18 protein-coding genes are annotated in these 18,601 nt (G+C 41.9%); 8 read left to right on the top strand and 10 right to left on the bottom strand.

All coding sequences use genetic code 11. The features are described from left to right. Window positions 1-192 precede the first annotated feature (192 nt). The 6 genes from ASU00_RS05705 to ASU00_RS05680 form a co-directional block, all read right to left on the bottom strand. Complete coding sequence (locus ASU00_RS05705) at window positions 193-411, bottom strand: spore germination protein (protein ID WP_057912471.1); 219 nt, start codon at window positions 409-411, stop codon at window positions 193-195. Between the two features lie 23 nt (window positions 412-434). Continuing rightward, window positions 435-854 carry a spore germination protein GerPE gene (locus ASU00_RS05700; RefSeq protein ID WP_057912470.1) on the bottom strand — a complete coding sequence of 140 codons (420 nt, stop codon included), beginning with the start codon at window positions 852-854 and terminating at the stop codon, window positions 435-437. A 5-nt stretch (window positions 855-859) separates the two neighbouring features. Further along, window positions 860-1,039 (bottom strand): hypothetical protein, encoded by a 180-nt coding sequence (locus ASU00_RS05695; protein ID WP_057912469.1) that lies wholly within the window; start codon window positions 1,037-1,039, stop codon window positions 860-862. Continuing rightward, window positions 1,029-1,640 (bottom strand): spore germination protein GerPC, encoded by a 612-nt coding sequence (gene gerPC, locus ASU00_RS05690; RefSeq protein WP_057912468.1) that lies wholly within the window; start codon window positions 1,638-1,640, stop codon window positions 1,029-1,031. The genes ASU00_RS05695 and gerPC overlap by 11 nt, the downstream gene beginning before the upstream one ends. Window positions 1,641-1,716: 76 nt before the next feature. Next, window positions 1,717-1,929, bottom strand: coding sequence for a spore germination protein GerPB (locus tag ASU00_RS05685; RefSeq protein WP_057912467.1), 213 nt, complete (start codon window positions 1,927-1,929; stop codon window positions 1,717-1,719). A gap of 22 nt (window positions 1,930-1,951) precedes the next feature. After that, window positions 1,952-2,173 (bottom strand): spore germination protein, encoded by a 222-nt coding sequence (locus ASU00_RS05680; protein ID WP_057912466.1) that lies wholly within the window; start codon window positions 2,171-2,173, stop codon window positions 1,952-1,954. A gap of 581 nt (window positions 2,174-2,754) precedes the next feature. Between ASU00_RS05680 and ASU00_RS05675 the strand changes: the two genes are divergently transcribed. From ASU00_RS05675 to ASU00_RS05665, 3 genes are all read left to right on the top strand, one after another. Further along, window positions 2,755-4,029 (top strand): MFS transporter, encoded by a 1,275-nt coding sequence (locus ASU00_RS05675; RefSeq protein WP_057912465.1) that lies wholly within the window; start codon window positions 2,755-2,757, stop codon window positions 4,027-4,029. Window positions 4,030-4,068: 39 nt separating this feature from the next. Further along, entirely contained in the window at window positions 4,069-5,250 is a 1,182-nt protein-coding gene (locus tag ASU00_RS05670; RefSeq protein ID WP_057912464.1) for a DUF418 domain-containing protein, read from the top strand. 134 nt (window positions 5,251-5,384) lie between these two features. Continuing rightward, window positions 5,385-5,729 (top strand): YisL family protein, encoded by a 345-nt coding sequence (locus ASU00_RS05665; RefSeq protein WP_057912463.1) that lies wholly within the window; start codon window positions 5,385-5,387, stop codon window positions 5,727-5,729. Between the two features lie 50 nt (window positions 5,730-5,779). Here the strand turns inward: ASU00_RS05665 and ASU00_RS05660 are convergent, their stop codons facing one another. After that, complete coding sequence (locus ASU00_RS05660; RefSeq protein ID WP_057912462.1) at window positions 5,780-6,346, bottom strand: DUF2777 domain-containing protein; 567 nt, start codon at window positions 6,344-6,346, stop codon at window positions 5,780-5,782. A gap of 318 nt (window positions 6,347-6,664) precedes the next feature. Between ASU00_RS05660 and asnB the strand changes: the two genes are divergently transcribed. Next, on the top strand, window positions 6,665-8,512 hold the full coding sequence (asnB, locus tag ASU00_RS05655; RefSeq protein ID WP_057912461.1) for an asparagine synthase (glutamine-hydrolyzing): 1,848 nt from the start codon (window positions 6,665-6,667) through the stop codon (window positions 8,510-8,512). 42 nt (window positions 8,513-8,554) lie between these two features. Here the strand turns inward: asnB and ASU00_RS05650 are convergent, their stop codons facing one another. Then, window positions 8,555-10,306 (bottom strand): glycoside hydrolase family 13 protein, encoded by a 1,752-nt coding sequence (locus tag ASU00_RS05650; protein WP_057912460.1) that lies wholly within the window; start codon window positions 10,304-10,306, stop codon window positions 8,555-8,557. A 379-nt stretch (window positions 10,307-10,685) separates the two neighbouring features. On the opposite strand from ASU00_RS05650, the gene ASU00_RS05645 reads away from it, so the two are divergent. The 4 genes from ASU00_RS05645 (at window position 10,686) to ASU00_RS05630 (ending at window position 16,693) form a co-directional block, all read left to right on the top strand. Further along, a complete protein-coding gene (locus tag ASU00_RS05645) occupies window positions 10,686-11,927 on the top strand; it encodes an extracellular solute-binding protein (protein ID WP_082630164.1) in 1,242 nt (413 codons plus the stop codon). A 152-nt stretch (window positions 11,928-12,079) separates the two neighbouring features. Beyond that, window positions 12,080-13,615, top strand: a complete 1,536-nt coding sequence (locus ASU00_RS05640) for an alpha-amylase family glycosyl hydrolase (RefSeq protein WP_057912458.1) — start codon at window positions 12,080-12,082, stop codon at window positions 13,613-13,615. Window positions 13,616-13,696: 81 nt separating this feature from the next. Further along, window positions 13,697-15,346 (top strand): glycoside hydrolase family 13 protein, encoded by a 1,650-nt coding sequence (locus ASU00_RS05635; protein ID WP_057912457.1) that lies wholly within the window; start codon window positions 13,697-13,699, stop codon window positions 15,344-15,346. A gap of 300 nt (window positions 15,347-15,646) precedes the next feature. Further along, window positions 15,647-16,693 carry a LacI family DNA-binding transcriptional regulator gene (locus tag ASU00_RS05630; RefSeq protein WP_057912647.1) on the top strand — a complete coding sequence of 349 codons (1,047 nt, stop codon included), beginning with the start codon at window positions 15,647-15,649 and terminating at the stop codon, window positions 16,691-16,693. A 211-nt stretch (window positions 16,694-16,904) separates the two neighbouring features. Here ASU00_RS05630 and ASU00_RS05625 read toward each other — a convergent pair whose 3' ends face one another. Continuing rightward, the gene (locus tag ASU00_RS05625) at window positions 16,905-17,774 is read right to left on the bottom strand and encodes an SDR family oxidoreductase (RefSeq protein ID WP_057912456.1); all 870 of its coding nucleotides are present in this window, start codon (window positions 17,772-17,774) and stop codon (window positions 16,905-16,907) included. 234 nt (window positions 17,775-18,008) lie between these two features. Next, window positions 18,009-18,500 carry a YajQ family cyclic di-GMP-binding protein gene (locus tag ASU00_RS05620; protein ID WP_057912455.1) on the bottom strand — a complete coding sequence of 164 codons (492 nt, stop codon included), beginning with the start codon at window positions 18,498-18,500 and terminating at the stop codon, window positions 18,009-18,011. Window positions 18,501-18,601 lie beyond the last annotated feature (101 nt).

Here is an 18,601-nt window from a genome sequence, read left to right as displayed (position 1 = left end):
GATACAAATCCCAAAAACTGTAGGCAATAGAAAGTTCATCTTCATTTTCACACACAAAGTGAAGAAACCGTTAACTTTTCACTGGTTCATCCGATGTTTTTTTAAAATTATAAACAAATGTACCCTACAGGATAGACTTTTTTCATGTCTACTCTATAGGGTACATATTAAAAGCGGGTGGTATTTCCTTCGTTAATTATTCCCCGTAATAGGCTGGTCAATCCCATTGATATCAAGCACATTGCTTCCATTCAGTCCATTGGCGGTAAAGACGATAGCACCTGTGTTCCCTGAACCTGATCCTGTGACCGATTTGGAGGAAGATTTTGGGGAAATGACCGCTGCATCACCGAATAATAGATTTCCTGACCCTACATTGAATATTTGAATTGGGCCGACTATGGCTGGCATATGACTCCTCCTTCTAAAAAAAATCAAGCATTGTTTGTTGAATCCTCAGTTGAATCCTCAATGGATGTGTCTTCGGCCTGTTTAGGGACCTGCCGAATGTGTTTCACTCTGGATTCCATACGTATATGGCCGACATTGCCAACGCCAACAACAGATGAGGACGATATCCCGATTATATTGATATTGCCGACATGTATGAAGGGATTTGGATTTGAAAATCTTGTGTTAACGGGTTCATACAATCTGGGGATATAAATGGGCCTTTTAAAAATGTCATAGTCTCTGAATTGGATGTCCACTGCACCGAATGTTTCACTTTTCTTTTGAACGGCTAATGCAAGTGCATATCCGTCTATATAGGAAGTGTCCCCGATTTGCATGGTGGAACAGAATGAGACCGTATCGGATAATAGAGATTTCACTTTTGATATTCTAGAAAACATGTTGGTTACCCTTCCGGGGATACCGGCACGAATGGTCCGATGATAAGGGATTCAGGTGGGGTATCGAATGCGGAAGATAATTGGACCGTTTGGACATCCCCGATGAGAAATAAAGCAGAGCTGGCTACACCGGTGATTTTTATATCACCTACACAAAGTTGGTGATTCGTTACATTAAACTCCATTTGCATTTCCTCCTGTTTCGGCTTGTGAGTGGGTGATGAACTGAAACAAGGCCGCTTGAATATCGGATTTGACCTTTTCCCTGACCTTTTCCTTTACATTATCACGCTGCTGTGGTGCACGTTCGGGGTAAGAAAGGTTATCGTAATACATATTGATCCGTTGATGGAGCTGACGTTCGACGTCCTGTTTAACGAAGTCATGATAAGAAGGCTCCAATGATATTTTTAGCTGGGTTTCCGCCTCATCGATCATGCTTTCCAAGTCTGAAAGAATATCGTTATGAATTTCCTGGACAACGATTTCCCGGCCAGGGAATAAATTCGGAGTAGGCTGAACTGGTTGGTTATTAACGGCGAATTCATCGATGTTGTTTAAATCATTGGGATTTAAACCGATATTCAACGTACCGTCCAATGACTCGACTTTTAATTGATCAAATTTATATTCAATTTTATCAACATGGATTGGCGGCTTATTTTTCAGCTCGGCAACTTCGTCTGTCAGGCGTTTGAGTTCGTGCTCAAGTTTCATGATCCGCTTATTCTGGGCTTCTAGAAAACGCTGCATTTGTAACGAGTACGAATAAAGATCCTGATTCACGATTCAACACCTCACCTTCACCAAGTGATATTTTCATATATGACAGTATATGAAAAAGTTTTTGGTAGGTGAATGCCTATGAACTAGGAGGTGTAAATGGGACGAAGCTTGTCAATGGAATTACATCAGCTTCAATTTCCGGAGCAGGCTCAGTGAATCCACCGGTATTGGCTAATGTGGAATAGGGTTTAATCACTCCGGCACTTCCGATTTGGAAAACGGATGAATTGGCGATGCTTTCAATTTTTATCATATTGATTTGGATGGTCTGGTGTATATTGAAAATCATGCTGACTCCTTTCTTAAACACATTAGAGATTTAAGACCATTGGCTGATCAACACCATCTGTATCATTTGTATTTGTGGTGCTGTAGGCATTATAAAGTGATATGGATTCACCTGTATTAAACGAGCCAGCACCTGCAAACGTTTTTGAAGTGGAATATGGATTTATTTTAAAGACGTCACCAATATGGACAATTCCACTGCTACCGACGTTGATGACTTGAACGATTCCTACTATGGCTGGCAAGAAAATCACCCTTTTTATTCGGTTTTTCCCTGGGACAGGTGATTTACCTGCTCCTGAAGGGAGTATCACCGTATTGTATGTTTACCCAGGATCGATGTGATTGTTCGTTATAAAGTGAAAATGGTAATACTCCATATAAATAGGATATAACTTTAATACATGTAGGATTTGAAGCAATAAAGAGAATGGTTCATTTCAGTGTTGTAATCAAAAATGAAAAAAACGAAATATTTTATTGGAAGAATGGCAAGTCGTACAAATCGGATGGAAGGCCGAAAGGGTTCATCGAATAAGGCTCGTTAACGGTGTTGCTTGCCCGCACGCTATGAAGCTATATGTCTAGGGAAATGTAAGCTGGTAAGGGGACTTATCTGGTAGCTCCCTTTGTCCCTGGAAAAAGATAATCAGGTGTTTTGATAAAACCAGGTTTATATGAGAAATGATCTATTTTAGTTTTTTTAGTAGTGATTTCGATAAGGGGCTCCCGGTTTGACGATAAAGTGTTACGATTATAAGAGGTTTCATATTACCGGAATTTTCTTTTTATTCATGGCGAAACGTTTTAGGATTGGGGGAGGGCATTGAGACGAATTCATTATAGCTGGTTCATTTTGGCTATCACATTCTTTTCGATTATTGTAGCGGGAATCGTTAGGTCATCATCCGGCGTATTCATCGTACCATTGGAAAATGAGTTTGGATGGGACCGGTCCGTCATTTCTTTAGCATTTGCCATTAGTCTTTTTCTTTATGGATTGTCGGGTCCCTTCATGGCTGCCTTGATTGAAGTGTTTGGAATAAAGAAAATGATGGTATTGGGCATGTCCACTTTATTGGCAGGTATTTTCCTCACTTTTTTCATGAAGCATGAGTGGCAGCTGATGCTAATCTGGGGTATTATCATCGGATTGGGTTGTGGCGTGTTTTTGACGGTATTGAGCCCATATGTGGCGAATCGTTGGTTCGATAAGCGGCGGGGGCTGGCAGTAGGGATATTAACAGCAAGTACGGCTACAGGTCAGCTTATTTTGCTTCCGGTTTTAGCCATCATCATAGAGAACTACTCGTTTAAATGGGCGATTGGTTTAATCATGGTCCTTAGTTTTGTCATGCTGATAATCATCCTGTTATTCATGAAAAATACACCGAAGGAAGTTGGCGTCCTTCCGTATGGAGCGGAAGAAGAAATCCAGGAGTCGGCTGCAGTTCAGAAGAAGAACCCCATTGGCATGGCTTTTCGGTCACTGAATGAAGCGGTGAGAGTAAAGGAATTCTGGTTACTGGCTGGAAGCTTTTTCATATGTGGACTGTCGACGAATGGGTTAATCGGGACACATTTCATTTCTTACTGCATCAGTTTTGGCTTGCCGGTCGTCACGGCAGCGTCTTTATTATCCTTCATGGGCATCTTTGATCTGATTGGGACGACTGTATCCGGGTGGTTATCCGATCGTTTTGATAATCGCTGGCTGTTGTTTTGGTATTATGGTCTAAGGGGAGCTTCCCTCGTATTGCTTCCTTTTGCGCTGAAGGAAGGTACGATCACCTTGTTGATCATCTTCTCCGTATTTTACGGGTTGGATTGGATAGCGACGGTTCCCCCGACCATCAGCATTTCTAGGCAAGTCTTTGGGGTGGAAAAAAGCGGGATTGTTCACGGTTGGATATTTTCTTCACATCAGGCCGGTGCAGCAGTGGCGGCGTACGGCGGGGGGCTGATCTTCAAGATTTTCAATTCCTATACATGGGCATTTTTCCTTGCAGGGATCTTTTGCTTATTGGGTAGCTTGTTCGTCATCCTGATTAAAAGGCAAAAATCGGATTCAGTAGTTAAAGATGATGCAGTGAGGCTATGAAAGCAGTGTGAAATCCTGTGGATTAAAGAGGGTGAACCGATGAAAGGCACGATGATACCATTGCAGGATAATAGGCGGCTTGCAAGCATAGACATATTACGAGGGTTGGCCATTCTAGGGATTTTTTTAGTGAATATGCCTTCCTTCCACTCCCCCCTCTTGTACATGGACGCTGCTAGACCATGGTCCAGGGGTTGGGACGGGATTTTGTACAGGTTCAGTGATGTTGTGGCGCAAGCCAGTTTTTATCCGTTATTTGCGTTTCTATTCGGCTTCGGTGCGATCATCCTGGCTATCAGAAGTGAAGAGAAGGGAATAGCCTTTCCTTTCCTGTTTTCAAAAAGGCTATCTTTCCTGCTGGCACTTGGATGCATGCATGCTTTTTTCATCTGGCATGGGGATATCCTTATTAATTATGCTATGTTTGGGTTTGCATTATTGTTTTTTTATAAGATGAAGGGTAAAACGTTAATTTTGCTAGGGTTGGTATGTTATGTTCTTCCCTTTGCCATATTGGGTGCGCTTTTCCTGGTTATGGGCAGCATCGATAACGAGGGGATTGCGATAACGAAAGATTCGAAGATGATGGAACGTTCTGTTGAAGTTTATCAAACTGGCACTTTCCTGGAAATCATGAAACAGAGGGCACTAGATTGGTATATGGTGAATAACCTTGTTAATGCCGGAATTCTTTTTTTATCCATATTTCCGTTTTTCTTGATCGGGGCTGGGGTCGCTAAACAAGGGTATTTGCAAAACCCGATCCCATATAGGAAGAAATTGAAGGTAATCATGATCGTAAGCCTGCTATTGGGCCTGATGATAAAGTGTCTTCCATATGTTGGGACATTCGATTTTGGAACGATGTTCGTGCAGGATTATTTTGGCGGACCGTTACTGACAGTATTTTATATTACAGCCATCACGCTACTTGCAGGAAAAATTGGAGCATGTCGACTGTTAATGCCCCTTTCCTATGTTGGCAGGATGTCAATGAGTAATTATTTATTCCAATCGATCGTCTCTACAACGATTTTTTATTCATATGGCCTTGGTTTATACGGATCCGTTTCTTACACGACAGGGTTCATTTTCCTGCAGGCTTTGTTTTGTCTGCAAATCCTGCTATCCATCTTATGGATGAGCCTGTATAAATACGGACCGGTTGAGTACGTATGGCGTGTTGTTACATATGGGAAAAAACCAGTTATGAAGAGGTAGGAATTAGTTTAGAAAAAATATAAATGATGTTCATCAAATTGTTGATTTTAACCAATGTAAATGCAACCTTAGCTTTGTTTTTATGTAAAACCCTATGATATGATGAAAGGGAAACTGAACGAGGGGGCAAAAAAATGACACATATGCATATTACGGCTTGGGTTATCGGAATCATTCTTTTCTTCGTCACATATTCGATGCTTAAAGGTGGAAAACCGAAAGCGAAAATGCTACATATGATAACACGGTTGTTTTATCTATTGATTTTCATTACGGGCGGCATGCTGATCACTGATTTTGGTGCTTACGCCGTAAAAATGATTGTTGGAATCATCGTGATTGCGGCCATGGAAATGGTGTTGGTTCGTACGAAAAAAGGAAAAAGCATAAGTGCCATGTGGATATTGTTCATCGTAGCGCTTGTCTTCGTCATTTATTTAGGACTATCGCTGCCACAAGGGTTGTATATTTTTAAATAAATGAAAAACGGGTAAGTGAGGATATCTCATTTACCCGCTTTTTTTACTATCTATTGTGAATTCACTTTTTCAATGATGATTCTTTTTCCAGTATTCAAGGTGAATTCAAAACGATCGTGATCCTTTTTCCCATAAGAAAAGTGATGCTGAACGAGACATATTTGGCTCTCGTTATCGAAGGTGAAGAAGTTCACGCCTGACTGGTTAGGGACTGCCCTTAAAAAAGTGAGCTGGTTATAGCTATATATACAATCATATATTGAAAAATCAAGTGAATTCAATGTCGTTACAAATTGGAAAAATGAATCGTCGTTCAATTCTTCCAATAAGCGTTCAAAAGAGTAGAGCAGCTTTTTGCGAATCCGAATGGGCTCATTTTCCCTTAAGAAGGTGATTTCCCGGTGAAGCAGGATTTTCCCTTCTTCCTCGACGACTCCTTGCTGCCAACGCCCACCCCTGTATACTTCGATGACGCTATCAACATGGTCTTCGATGGAGCAGGCCTCATCTGTTTCATCATCGAAAAAAATCCATTGTTGATTGATATTTTCCACTGTTCCTTCGGTAAAAGCTCTCGTTTGCCTGTTCATTAGTTTGGTTCGTTGTTGCTGACTCATACATATACCTCCAATAGTGGAATCCTCACCTACTTTTTAGTCAAAATCCAATGAAAATATAACGGTATATTTTAAAATATTATGGACAAATAACCATCTCTCCGTCTTTGCATAGGCTATGTTTAAACACGGGATGCTTTGCTCAATGCTTCGTAATCACTCAGGGGCGGTTTGAGGGCAGGGATCCTACGAATGATGCAGAACGATACGTAAACTTTTCTGTGCATGTCTTCGAATTTGGAAATAAGGGACGGTAAATCTTTTTAAGACAGGAGCCAATATTCTGTAATAGTCCCGATGGAAAGGATGAAGTGTAAAATGTGTGGGATAACAGGCTGGGTGCATTTTCAAAAAGATTTACGGGCTGAAACGAAAACATTGGAAAGCATGACGAAAACTTTGGCAAAGCGGGGGCCTGACGAGGATAATGTCTGGAGCGAAGCCCATGTTGCCTTTGGCCATAAACGGTTAACGGTTGTTGATGCGGAAGGCGGAAAACAGCCGATGACGAAAAATCAACAAGACGGCAGATATACGCTTAGCTATAATGGGGAGCTATATAATACCGAAGATATTCGTAAACAGCTATTATTAAAAGGATATTCCTTTAAGGGTCATTCTGATACAGAAGTTTTACTAACTTCTTATATAGAATGGAAAGAAAAATGCATTGACTTGTTCAATGGGATTTTTGCGTTTGCAATATGGGATGAAAAGGAGCAAAAATTATTCGTTGCAAGAGATCGGATGGGGGTAAAACCATTATTTTACGCCGAACGAAACGGCGGGTTCATTTTTGGGTCGGAATTGAAGGCGATTTTAGCTCACCCGGATGTAAAGACGGAGATTGACCGCGAAGGACTGTCTGAAGTTTTCGGTGTTGGTCCTTCCCGAAAACCCGGTTCCGGTGTGTTCCGTAATATTCACGAATTAAGGCCTGCCCATGCGCTTACTTTATCAAGAAAGGGACTCCGGATTTGGCGCTATTGGAATGTGAAAAGTGAAGAACATCAAGATACCTTAGCTGAAACGGCCGAGAAGGTCCGCTACCTTGTCGAGGATGCCGTGACAAGGCAGCTCGTATCCGATGTTCCGCTTTGTACCTTCCTGTCAGGAGGGCTCGATTCAAGTGCAATAACGGCCATTGCAGCCAACTCCTATCAAAAAGAAGGGAAAGGACAGCTTCATACGTATTCGATTGATTACGAAGATAACGACCGCTATTTCAAGGCGAATGATTTTCAGCCCAACTCCGATGGCTATTGGATTAAAAAAATGTCCGATACCTTCAATACGGTTCATCATTCGTCGATTATCACCCAGGAACAATTAACGGATCATTTGACGGAGGCTGTGATTGTAAGGGATCTCCCAGGCATGGCGGACGTTGACTCTTCCTTACTTTGGTTTTGCAAGGAAATCAAGCAGGATTTTGTTGTAGGCCTATCAGGCGAGTGTGCCGATGAAATTTTCGGCGGTTATCCTTGGTTTCATCGCGAGGATGATTTGAATCGGGCAGGGTTTCCATGGATGAGGTCTACGGATGAGCGAGTGTCCTTATTGAAGGCGGGCTGGCGTGAGAAGCTGAAGCTGGAGGAATATGCACAGGAAGCTTATTTGACCACCCTCGCCGAAACACCTAGATTGGATGGCGAAAACGGTGTAGCCGCAAAGCGCCGGGAACTATTTTATGTAAATTTATTATGGTTCATGACCACGCTTCTTGACCGCAAGGACCGGATGAGCATGGGAGCGAGCTTGGAGGTCCGGGTGCCATTTGCCGATCATCGCCTTGTCGAATATGCGTGGAACATTCCTTGGGATATGAAAATGGAGGGCAACCGTGAGAAGGGGATACTGAGAAAGGCTTTGGAAGGCTTGCTGCCTGATGAGGTATTGTACCGCAAAAAAAGTCCCTACCCTAAAACTCATAACCCTCTATATACAGACCGTGTACAGGGGTGGCTGAAAGAACTGCTGAAGGACAAAAATTCGGTGCTGCATGAATTCTTTGATAAACAGAAACTAACGGATATTGTTGATTCCAAAGGTGCCGCATTTAAGGTGCCTTGGTTCGGTCAATTGATGTCAGGTCCTCAGTTACTGGCCCACTTGGCACAAACCCATGTATGGTTCAAACAATATGACATCCAAATCATTGAATGAAAGAACGGGGCAGGATATAATCCTAGCCCCGTTTTACTTGCTTCAATGATCGAAGGCAAGAATTTTATATTGATAGCCACCCAAATTAATTTGCCGTCCCGAAATTGTTGATTGGGTTCTTATATCCGTTATTGTACGATCTTTCAAATCAAAAGGGAGGATGAAGGATTGGGAAACATCGGTCGGATTAATGAGGATCACCACGGAACGGCTTTGATTATATTTCATATAGGCAACAATATTTTCGTTTCCGCTCGTATCAAGGAATTTGAACATCCCGTCATTGGCCAGTAACCGTTCTTCTTTTCGTAACAGAATCAATGCTTTAATTTCGGTTAAAAGCTCGCTATTTTGTTTTTCTTCATCCCAGATCATGCATTTACGGCACCCTGGATCCATGCCGCCGGTTAAGCCGATCTCATCTCCATAATAGATGCAGGGGCTGCCATTGAAGGTCAGCAGGATGGCGTGGATAAGTTTGGCTCGGTCCAGATCCTCCCCACAATCGGTGAAGATCCGCGGTGTATCATGACTCCCGAGCAAATTGAACGTAACATCAAAAACATTGGTCGGGTAGCTTTGATAAATGGCTGTCATTTCCTCAGTGAACTCACGAGCATTGATGGTTTGCGAAGCGACCAGGCGAAAAACTTGGTTGGTGAACGGGTAATTCATAACCGCATCAAACTCGTCACCGCGCAGCCAAGGCATGGAGTCATGCCAGATTTCTCCAAGGATATAAAGGTCTGGCTTGATTTCTTTGACCGTTGTTCGGAATTCACGCCAGAAGGGATGGTCGACTTCATTGGCCACATCCAGTCGCCAGGCATCTATGTCAAACTCCTTGATCCAATAGGTAGAAACCTCAAGCAGGTATTGCTTCACCTCCGGATTCGCTGTATTCAATTTCGGCATCGATTCAAAAAAGCCGAAAGTTTCATAATTGGGCCTCTCCCCTCCTTTAAGAGGAAAACCGTGAGGGTGGAACCAGTTCTTATATTTTGAATCCTCTCCCTTCTCGAGTAAATCCTGAAAAGGGGGAAAGTAGTAGCCACTATGATTAAAAACGGCATCCAGCATAACGCGGATACCACGCTTGTGGCACTCCTGTACGAGTGTTTTCAAAGTTTCCTTCGTTCCGAATTGGGGATCGATTTTTCGGTAATCGATCGTATCGTACTTGTGATTGGAGTGGGCCTCGAAAATTGGAGTGAAATAAACCCCGTTAATACCCAAGTTTTCCAAATAATCTAAATGTTCAATGATCCCTTCAAAGTCACCGCCAAAAAAATTATCCACCGTCGGTTCTTCGCTTCCCCAAGGCTTTGCACCTTCCGGGTCGTTGTCACGGTTGCCGTTCGCAAATCGTTCAGGGAAAATTTGGTACCAAATTGTATCCTTGACCCAATCGGGTGCGCCGAATACTTCATTGTGATGTACATATGGAATGGCAAAATAGCTACCTGGATCCGTTGGAGCTTCTTTGAAAAAGCCCTTTTCGGTATAAATGGCCGTTTCATCTCCCGAACTGACCTTGAAGCCATAGCGGATTCTCCGGTAGGGAGGGCTCACATAAATATGCCAATAATCATGGTGAGCATCACGGCCGGATAAGCTCATCGGCTCTTCCTCATAGAGCCATTGTCCCTTATCGGAAATGTAAGGATCTCCATAAATCAATCCAACTGAGGCGATATCTTGTCTTTTCGTACGGAGGCGTATATGTATGGTTTCGTTGTTGATGGTATAGGCGAAATTGTCATTAGGTCTATGATATACGGACGAAAATTCCATAAAAAACACTCCAATTCTATAAATGTATTTAGGGGATGTGAAATTGACACAGGAACTACAGGGTATGTTTGGAGGAGTGATCTAGTAGTTGAAATTAGCCTAGTTTAACTGTTCGTTTCAATATGGGTATGTACCCAATTATTAGTGAAAAAGCACCTATTAACTAAAAAATAACAAAAATTATCCATCACGACAAGTAAATAAATACGCAGAGGAAAATGTTGTAAAAACTAAAGGCGCTCATATAATGATAACAATAGCTTTGGTATCGCTTTCACGAAGGGGGATTTATTTGGTTTCCTAAACTGGCAAACAGGATGGTAAACAATTCGATGCTTTTGGACATGATAGAATAAACATTTTAAAAAGGAGAATGAAAGTGAAGAAGCAGATTTTTCATTTGTTCATGTCCATGTTCCTGATCGTTAGTGTAAGTGCTTGTGGAACCAGTTCAGATCCGGAAAATAAAGTCGTAAAGAAGAAAGTCGACAATGAAGCCGGCAATGAAGTGAAGCCGGAAAAACTGGTCATTTGGGAGGAGAAAGGTAAAGCGGAGGCCTTAAAGACGGCGCTTGAACGGTTTGAAAAAGAATATGATATCAAAGTTGAGTATGAAGAGCTGGGAATTGCGGAAGAAATGTATGATCGCCTACGCCATGATGGACCAATTGGAAACGGAAAAGCCCCGGATGTCGTAACGTTTTCTCATCAAAAAGTCGGGAAGCTCGTGAAAGAAGGCCTGATCCAGGAAGTAAAGGTGGAAAAAGATGTTTTGAAAGCCTTTAATGAATCGTCGATCAAGGCGGAAATGTATCAAGACAAGGTCTTCGGATTACCGAGATCAATTAACACGTCCGTTTTGATTTACAATAAAAAATTGATGCCCAAGGCTCCTGAAACGATGACTGACTTATATAAAACCGCGAAGAAAATAAGAAATGGTGACGTCTATGGATACCATGCCGAATGGAGTGGCTTCCATGATGCGTATGGTGTGATGGCTGGAATGGGAAGTTATGTGTTTAAGGATATAAATGGGAATTTAGATCCTTCAGACATTGGATTAAACGATAAGCGAGCTAGAAAAGCAGCTGCGTACATCCAAAAATGGTATAAGGCCGATTTAATCCCCAAAGGCGACAGTGCTAGGATCGAGAAAATGTTTAGGCAAGGAAAGTTGGCTTCATACTGGAGTGACGATAACTCATTTTCAGAAGGAAAGGATACAGGTATGGCGCCATTGCCGAAATTGCCCAATGGTAAGCCAGTGAAATCGTTCATGGAAGTCAACGGCTTGCATGTAACGGCATTCACAAAACATCCATACTGGTCTACAAAATTAGTCGAGTATTTAACAAACGATGAACAGGCCATCGAACGCTATGAAGCAACAGGGGATTTCCCTTCGAACAAATCGATCAGAAATGATAAAGCAATCAAAGGAAATGAAGGGGCACAAGCCTTAAGCATACAATTACAATACGCCGAACCTGTGCCGAATATTCCGGAAATGAAAAAAGTTTGGGGACCGATGAATTCTGCCATGAATGAGATAGCCTTCAAAAAAGCTAAACCAAAAAAGGCGTTGGATGAAGCGGTAAAGGCGATAAAAAAAGAATGATTTTCCAGCCTATCTGTTTCATTTTCAATTTGTTTCATCATTACCTCCAATTTGTTCCTTTAGTGTAAAGTTTTTTATAATTTGGATTTGACGTCAAGTGGGCAAAAGGCTAATCTTAAAGGCGTAAAGAGATAGCTAGGAGGAGAGCGGATATGAGAAAAGGAGTGTTATTACTCACTTTAATTCCGTTGCTTCTTTTTTACGCCTTTCCAGTAGGAGCAGCTGAAAAAGAACAACGAACTTGGACGGATGAAATCGTATATTCAATAATGGTCGACCGATTTTTCGATGGCAATATCCATAATAATGGAGATGCGAATGTTAATGACCCTTCTGCGTTTAATGGTGGGGATTTTGAAGGTGTCACGAAGAAACTGAATTATTTAAAAGACATGGGGTATACCGCTATCATTCTTTCACCGATTTTCGCTAATGAAGACAATGGGTATCATGGGGATTGGGTGACGGATAATTATAAAACGGATCAACACTATGGAACAATGAAAGAATTTAAAAAGCTTGTAAATGAGGCACATAATCTTGACATGAAAGTAATCCTTGATTTTCAGGCCAATAATGTGGGGCCTCATTCATCTTGGCTGAATGAAGCCGATAAAAAAGCTTGGTTCCATGAAGAAAAGAAAATCTCCGATGACGGCGATCAAATGGACCTGGAAACAAGCTGGGTCGACGGACTTCCCGACCTGAATCAAAACAATGAGGAAACAAGGCAGTATTTACTTGATGCTGCAAAATGGTGGATAACGGAAACGGATATTGATGGATACCGTTTAAATAAAGTTCAATACGTGGCAAAGGACTTTTGGAAGGAATTTGTGGATGCCGTCAAATCAGAAAAATCAAATTTCTATACAATTGGCGATGTACAGGGGGATGCCGGTTTGATTTCAAGCTACAAGAAGACGGGCATCGATGCTTTTATGGCCTATCCCCAAAATGATGAGTTAAGGGAAGCCTTTTCCGCTCCTGACAAAGCATTGAAGCCCGTGTTTGACGCCTTTGCGAAGAGTGAAGCAGAACTTGGAGTCAATGCTCCTCAGGCATTGTTCATGGATACGCAGGAGATGCCCCGTTTTACAAAGGATGCAGCAGATCATAACGAAAACCCAGGCTCCAGATGGAAAATGGCGTTGTCCTATCTTTATACGATGCCTGGAGTGCCTATCGTGTTTTACGGATCGGAAATTGCCTTGAACGGCAATCTTGCCCCGGACAATCATAAATTGATGAATTTTAAGACAGAACAGGAGCTGGTGGAATACATCACGAAGCTTTCTGATCTTCGAGACATGTATCCGGCTTTGACGAAGGGGAATATGGAACTTTTATATGAAAAGGGCGCAACCGCGGTTTTTAAACGAGTTTATGGTGAAGAGACGATGGTCGTCGTTATGAACAATACATCTGAAACCAAAACGATAAACATTGCTGCTGAGAAACTTGAAAAGAATAACGAGCTGAGGGGGATGCTGAATGGCGATCTGGTCCGCAGCAAGGACAACAGCTACACGATCGTAATCGACAGGGAGACGACAGAAGTGTATAAACTGTCACCTAAGTCAGTTATTAATATTCCTTACCTGTTGGTTATCGGATTGGTTCTTCTCATTTTTGGTATATTCATTGCTTTCGTCATTAAACGTTCAAAAAGGATTGAACAAAAATAATCACACATACTTTTCGAATAGTAGATGGCTGCAAAACATTGTCCCTAAGGCTATGTGAAAACAGGATCGGGGGGATACATCATGAATAGGATTTGGTGGAAGGAAGCCGTTTGTTATCAAATATACCCGCGCAGCTTCATGGATAGTAACGGTGATGGAGTGGGAGATTTGAAGGGAGTAATCTCCAAGCTCGATTACCTGCAGGATTTAGGGATCGATGTTATTTGGATTTGTCCATTTTATAAGTCTCCCAATGCTGATAATGGCTATGACATTAGTGATTATCAGGCAGTTTCGGAGGAGTTCGGATCCATCGAAGATATCGAACTATTATTGAAAGATGCTCACCAGCGCGGGATGAAGGTAATCCTCGATCTTGTTTTGAACCATACGAGTGATGAGCACCCATGGTTCATTGAGTCACGGTCTTCCCACGATAATCCGAAACGTGATTGGTATATATGGAGGGATGGACAGGACGGTAGCGAACCTAATAATTGGGAAAGTATCTTTTCCGGAAGTGCCTGGAAATTTGATGAAGGTACACATCAATACTATTTACATCTATTTGCTGAAAAGCAGCCAGACTTAAACTGGAAAAATGCTGATGTTCGGAAGGCACTGTATGAAATGGTCAATTGGTGGCTTGATAAAGGGATTGACGGCTTCAGGATAGATGCAATCACGCACATTCATAAGCGAGAAGGCTTGCCGGATATGCCAAACCCATATTGGCATCAATATGTACCTGCGTTTGAAATGCATACGAATCAGGATGGTATCCTTGATTACCTGCAGGAACTGAAAGAAGAGACTTTCTCTAAATATGACATCATGACGGTCGGGGAGGCTAATGGTGTCAGGATCGAGCAGGCTGAAGAATGGGTAGGGGAACGTACTGGGAAGTTCAATATGATTTTTCAATTTGAGCATCTTGGACTTTGGAATCGAGGCCACAATCACCATGTGGATGTGATTGGGCTAAAGCGTACCATGACCAAATGGCAAACGGGAATGAAAGACAAAGGCTGGAATGCTTTGTTTTTTGAAAACCATGATCAACCGAGAAGCGTATCCACATGGGGAAATGATCATCAATATTGGTTGGAGAGCGCTAAAATGATTGGGGCTCTATACTTTTTCATGCAAGGGACTCCTTTCATTTATCAAGGTCAGGAAATAGGCATGACGAATGTCCAATTTGATTCGATTGACGATTATGATGATGTGGGAATGAAAAACTTCTATCGAATCGAAACCTCCAAAGGCCGACCGCATGATGAAATCATGAACATTATATGGCATAGCGGCCGTGATAATTCAAGGACTCCGATGCAATGGAATGAGGCCGAAAATGGAGGTTTCACTCGTGGAACACCTTGGATGAAGGTAAACACTAATTATCGGGCCATTAATGTCGAACAGCAGAAGAATGATCCATCTTCCATTTACCATTTTTATAAAAAGATGATTGAGCTTAGAAAGAAACATCAGGTCCTTGTTTATGGACAATATGATCTATTATGGGAAGATCATCCCGATCTTTATATTTATACAAGAAGTATGAATGGTGATTCAGTCAAGGTGATATGTAACTTCAGTACGAATCATCATCAAATCGATCTGTCATATTGGGGAGAAATGGAACTTTTACTTGCCAACTATGAAGATTGTCCCGAAGAATCCGTAATTGATTTGCGACCTTATGAAACAAGGGTTTATCGTTATTGAACAAAATCAATTTACATTAGAAGCTTAAAGCGCCTTTATGGTTAGTCGTCTGACTTCTTTCTTTGGATAATCCCTTTCGTCCCTTGAGAAGCTGATATCCCTATCAGCTTCTTTTTTAAGGTGAAAAATAAAAAGGTCAAATAGTTAATGTTTTCTGAAAAAAACGGACAAACGATAAAAAAAGTATAGATATAACTATTGGACTGAGTGTATTATGGATACATATAAATGTATAAATATAAAAAATGGAATGTGGATGGTATTCATTCAATTATGGCTAAAGAGGGGAGAGGGGAATGCATGGCGATCACGATAAAAGATGTGGCACAGCTGGCAAATGTTGCTCCATCAACAGTTTCCCGGGTGATTGCAAATAATCCTAGGATAAGTGAAAAAACAAAGTTACGGGTACGAAAGGCGATGGAAAAATTAGGATACCATCCGAACTTCATTGCACGTAGCCTGGCTAATCAGTCAACCAAAATTATTGGCTTGGTCCTACCAAGTTCCTCGATTGGGTGTTATCAAAACCCTTTTTTTTCGAGGATTTTGCAAGGACTTAGTGAAGGGGCCCAGGAAAATCAGTATTCATTATTGCTGAGTACAGGGAAAACTGAAGGCGAAATCTACGATGGAGTCGTAAAAATGGTGCAGGGCGGAATGGTGGATGGTATCATTTTGATGTATTCAAGGGTGAACGATAATATTCTGACCTACTTGAGAGAAAGGGGCTTTCCCTTTGTCATGATTGGGAAACCGTATGATTTTATTGAGGAAATCATGTATGTCGATAATGATAATGTTCTAGCCGCCGATCAGGCAACGAATTACCTCATTCAGCATGGGCATGAAAAGATCGGATTCATCGGAGGAGATTTGAACCTGGTGATGACACTCGATCGATTAACAGGATTCCAAAGAGCGCTGAATAGGGCTGGTATCACGCCCAGGAATGAATATACCTTACATGATGAGTTTTTGCATGAAGGTGGACAAGCTGCGGCGAAAAAACTGCTATCCATTGATGAACCCCCAACAGCTTTGGTGGTCAGTGATGACCTTATGGCACTTGGTGTCGTGCAATCTCTTCGTGAATTTGGTATTCGCACCCCGGAAGAAATGTCCATCGTCAGCTTCAATAATGTGCTTTTCTCTGAATTATCCTTACCAGCCTTGACATCTATGGATATTGATATTTTTGCTTTAGGCTTTCAGGCGGCCAAGGGTATCGTTCAAATGCTGCAAACTGGAGATGCTCCGATGGCTGCCATCATTCCACATCAATTCGTAGAAAGGCACTCTTGCAGATCGATCAAGCAAGGCGCGATGGCGGCCATGAATTATTAAAAGGAGGGGCACCTTCTCCCAATGTCCATATTCACTTATGGCAAATGGGCTGACGTCCATTTCCTAAACGGTGAACGAGGGAGGATCGACAATGTTGTTCATATCCGTTTCACTCCTTGCCATAATTAAATTCCTAGGGGGAGACAGACAGTATCCTGCATAAAAAAGAAAAAGCAGTGGATTTAAATCCACTGCAATTGAAGTTCATGCTTTACCCGTTTACAACAGTTCCGCCGTTTACATGAATGACTTGTCCACTGACATAGGATGAATCGTCACTTGCCAAATAGACATAAGCTGGAGCTAACTCCTCTGGCTGTCCGGCACGGCCCATTGGCGTATCCTGCCCGAATTTGGCAACATCTTCTTCACCGAATGAGGCAGGAATCAGAGGCGTCCAAATCGGCCCTGGTGCAACACCGTTCACTCTGATGCCATCTTTTAAAATGGAGTTTGAAAGAGCTCTTGTAAAAGCTAAAATGGCACCTTTTGTAGACGAGTAATCGATTAATTTTGGATTGCCCTGATAGGCGGTGATAGAGGTTGTATTGATGATGCTGCTGCCTTTTTTAAGATGCCTTAGCGCAGCCTTTGTTAAATGGAACATCGAAAAGATATTTGTGCGGAACGTTTTTTCCAATTGCTCTGCAGAAATTTCAAGGATACTTGTTTGTACATGCTGCTCCGCGGCATTGTTCACGAGAATATCCAAACCTCCGAATTCAGCTACCGTTTTTTTGACGATATCCTGACAGAATGCCTCATCGCCGATATCACCGGCAAGGAGTAAGCATTTCTGTCCTTCATTTTCAATCAACTTTTTCGTTTGTTCGGCATCCTCGTGTTCATCCAAGTACGCGACTGTGACATTCGCTCCTTCTTTTGCATAGTAGATGGCCACTGATTTGCCGATACCGCTATCACCGCCTGTAATGATTGCCGTTTTCCCTTTCAATTTGCCGCTTCCTTTATAAGCGGATTTAACCGATTCCGGGTTTGGTTCCATTTTTGTTTCCAAGCCAGGTTGGTGTTGCTGATGTTGAGGGGGAAATCCTTGTTTGCTTTCGCTTTGATTAGTCAATGTAAAACCGCCTCCTGTTTAATGATCTACACTATTTCTATTCCTTATTGTTGCAAAAAGAAAACATGGTAAAATAAACCAAAATGGGATTAGCGTAGATTTCTGAATTTCAAGATTGCACATCCTTAGTCTTACCATGTTCAATGAAGCAGATTCATTCCGGGGGAAGAAGGCGAAGCGTATAAGCGAGGACAAAAAAAAGACCCACCTAAACCGGTAAGGTCTTTCTGTATATCATCGGTAATTCAAAAATTGAACGTCAATCGAGAGATCGGCGCCTCTAATTGCGGAGATGATCCCTTGCAAGTCATCCCTGTTTTTTCCGGTAACACGAATTTGGTCATCTTGAATTTGGCTTTTTACTTTAAGGCCGCTATTTTTGATGATCGTGTTGATTTTTTTGGCTTGTTCTTTATCAATGCCTTGAATTAGCTTGGCCCGTTGGCGAACAGTTCCGCCAGAAGCACCTTCTAACTTACCATAGTCCAGGTTCTTGATGGGCACGTCACGTTTAATGAGTTTACTAATGAGGACATCCTTCAGCTGTTCCAGCTTATACTCATCGTCGGACACTAAAATGAGGTCTTCTTTTTCAATGGTGACGCTGCTTATGCTACCTTTAAAATCATAGCGGGTCTGAATTTCTTTCATAGCCATGGTCACTGCATTCGTTACTTCTGAAAAGTCTACTTTGGATACAATATCAAATGAATTTTCCTTTGCCATCACTTACCTCCAGCAGGGTTTATTTCCTTTATTATAGAGAAAGTGTGTAAGGAAGACAACCATATTAACACTATGGTGAATAGGTGACTGCAGAATAAAAA

It is taken from the genome of Peribacillus muralis (assembly GCF_001439925.1).
Taxonomy (GTDB): Bacteria; Bacillota; Bacilli; order Bacillales; family DSM-1321; genus Peribacillus; species Peribacillus muralis.
This window is presented reverse-complemented; position numbering and strand designations above follow the sequence as displayed.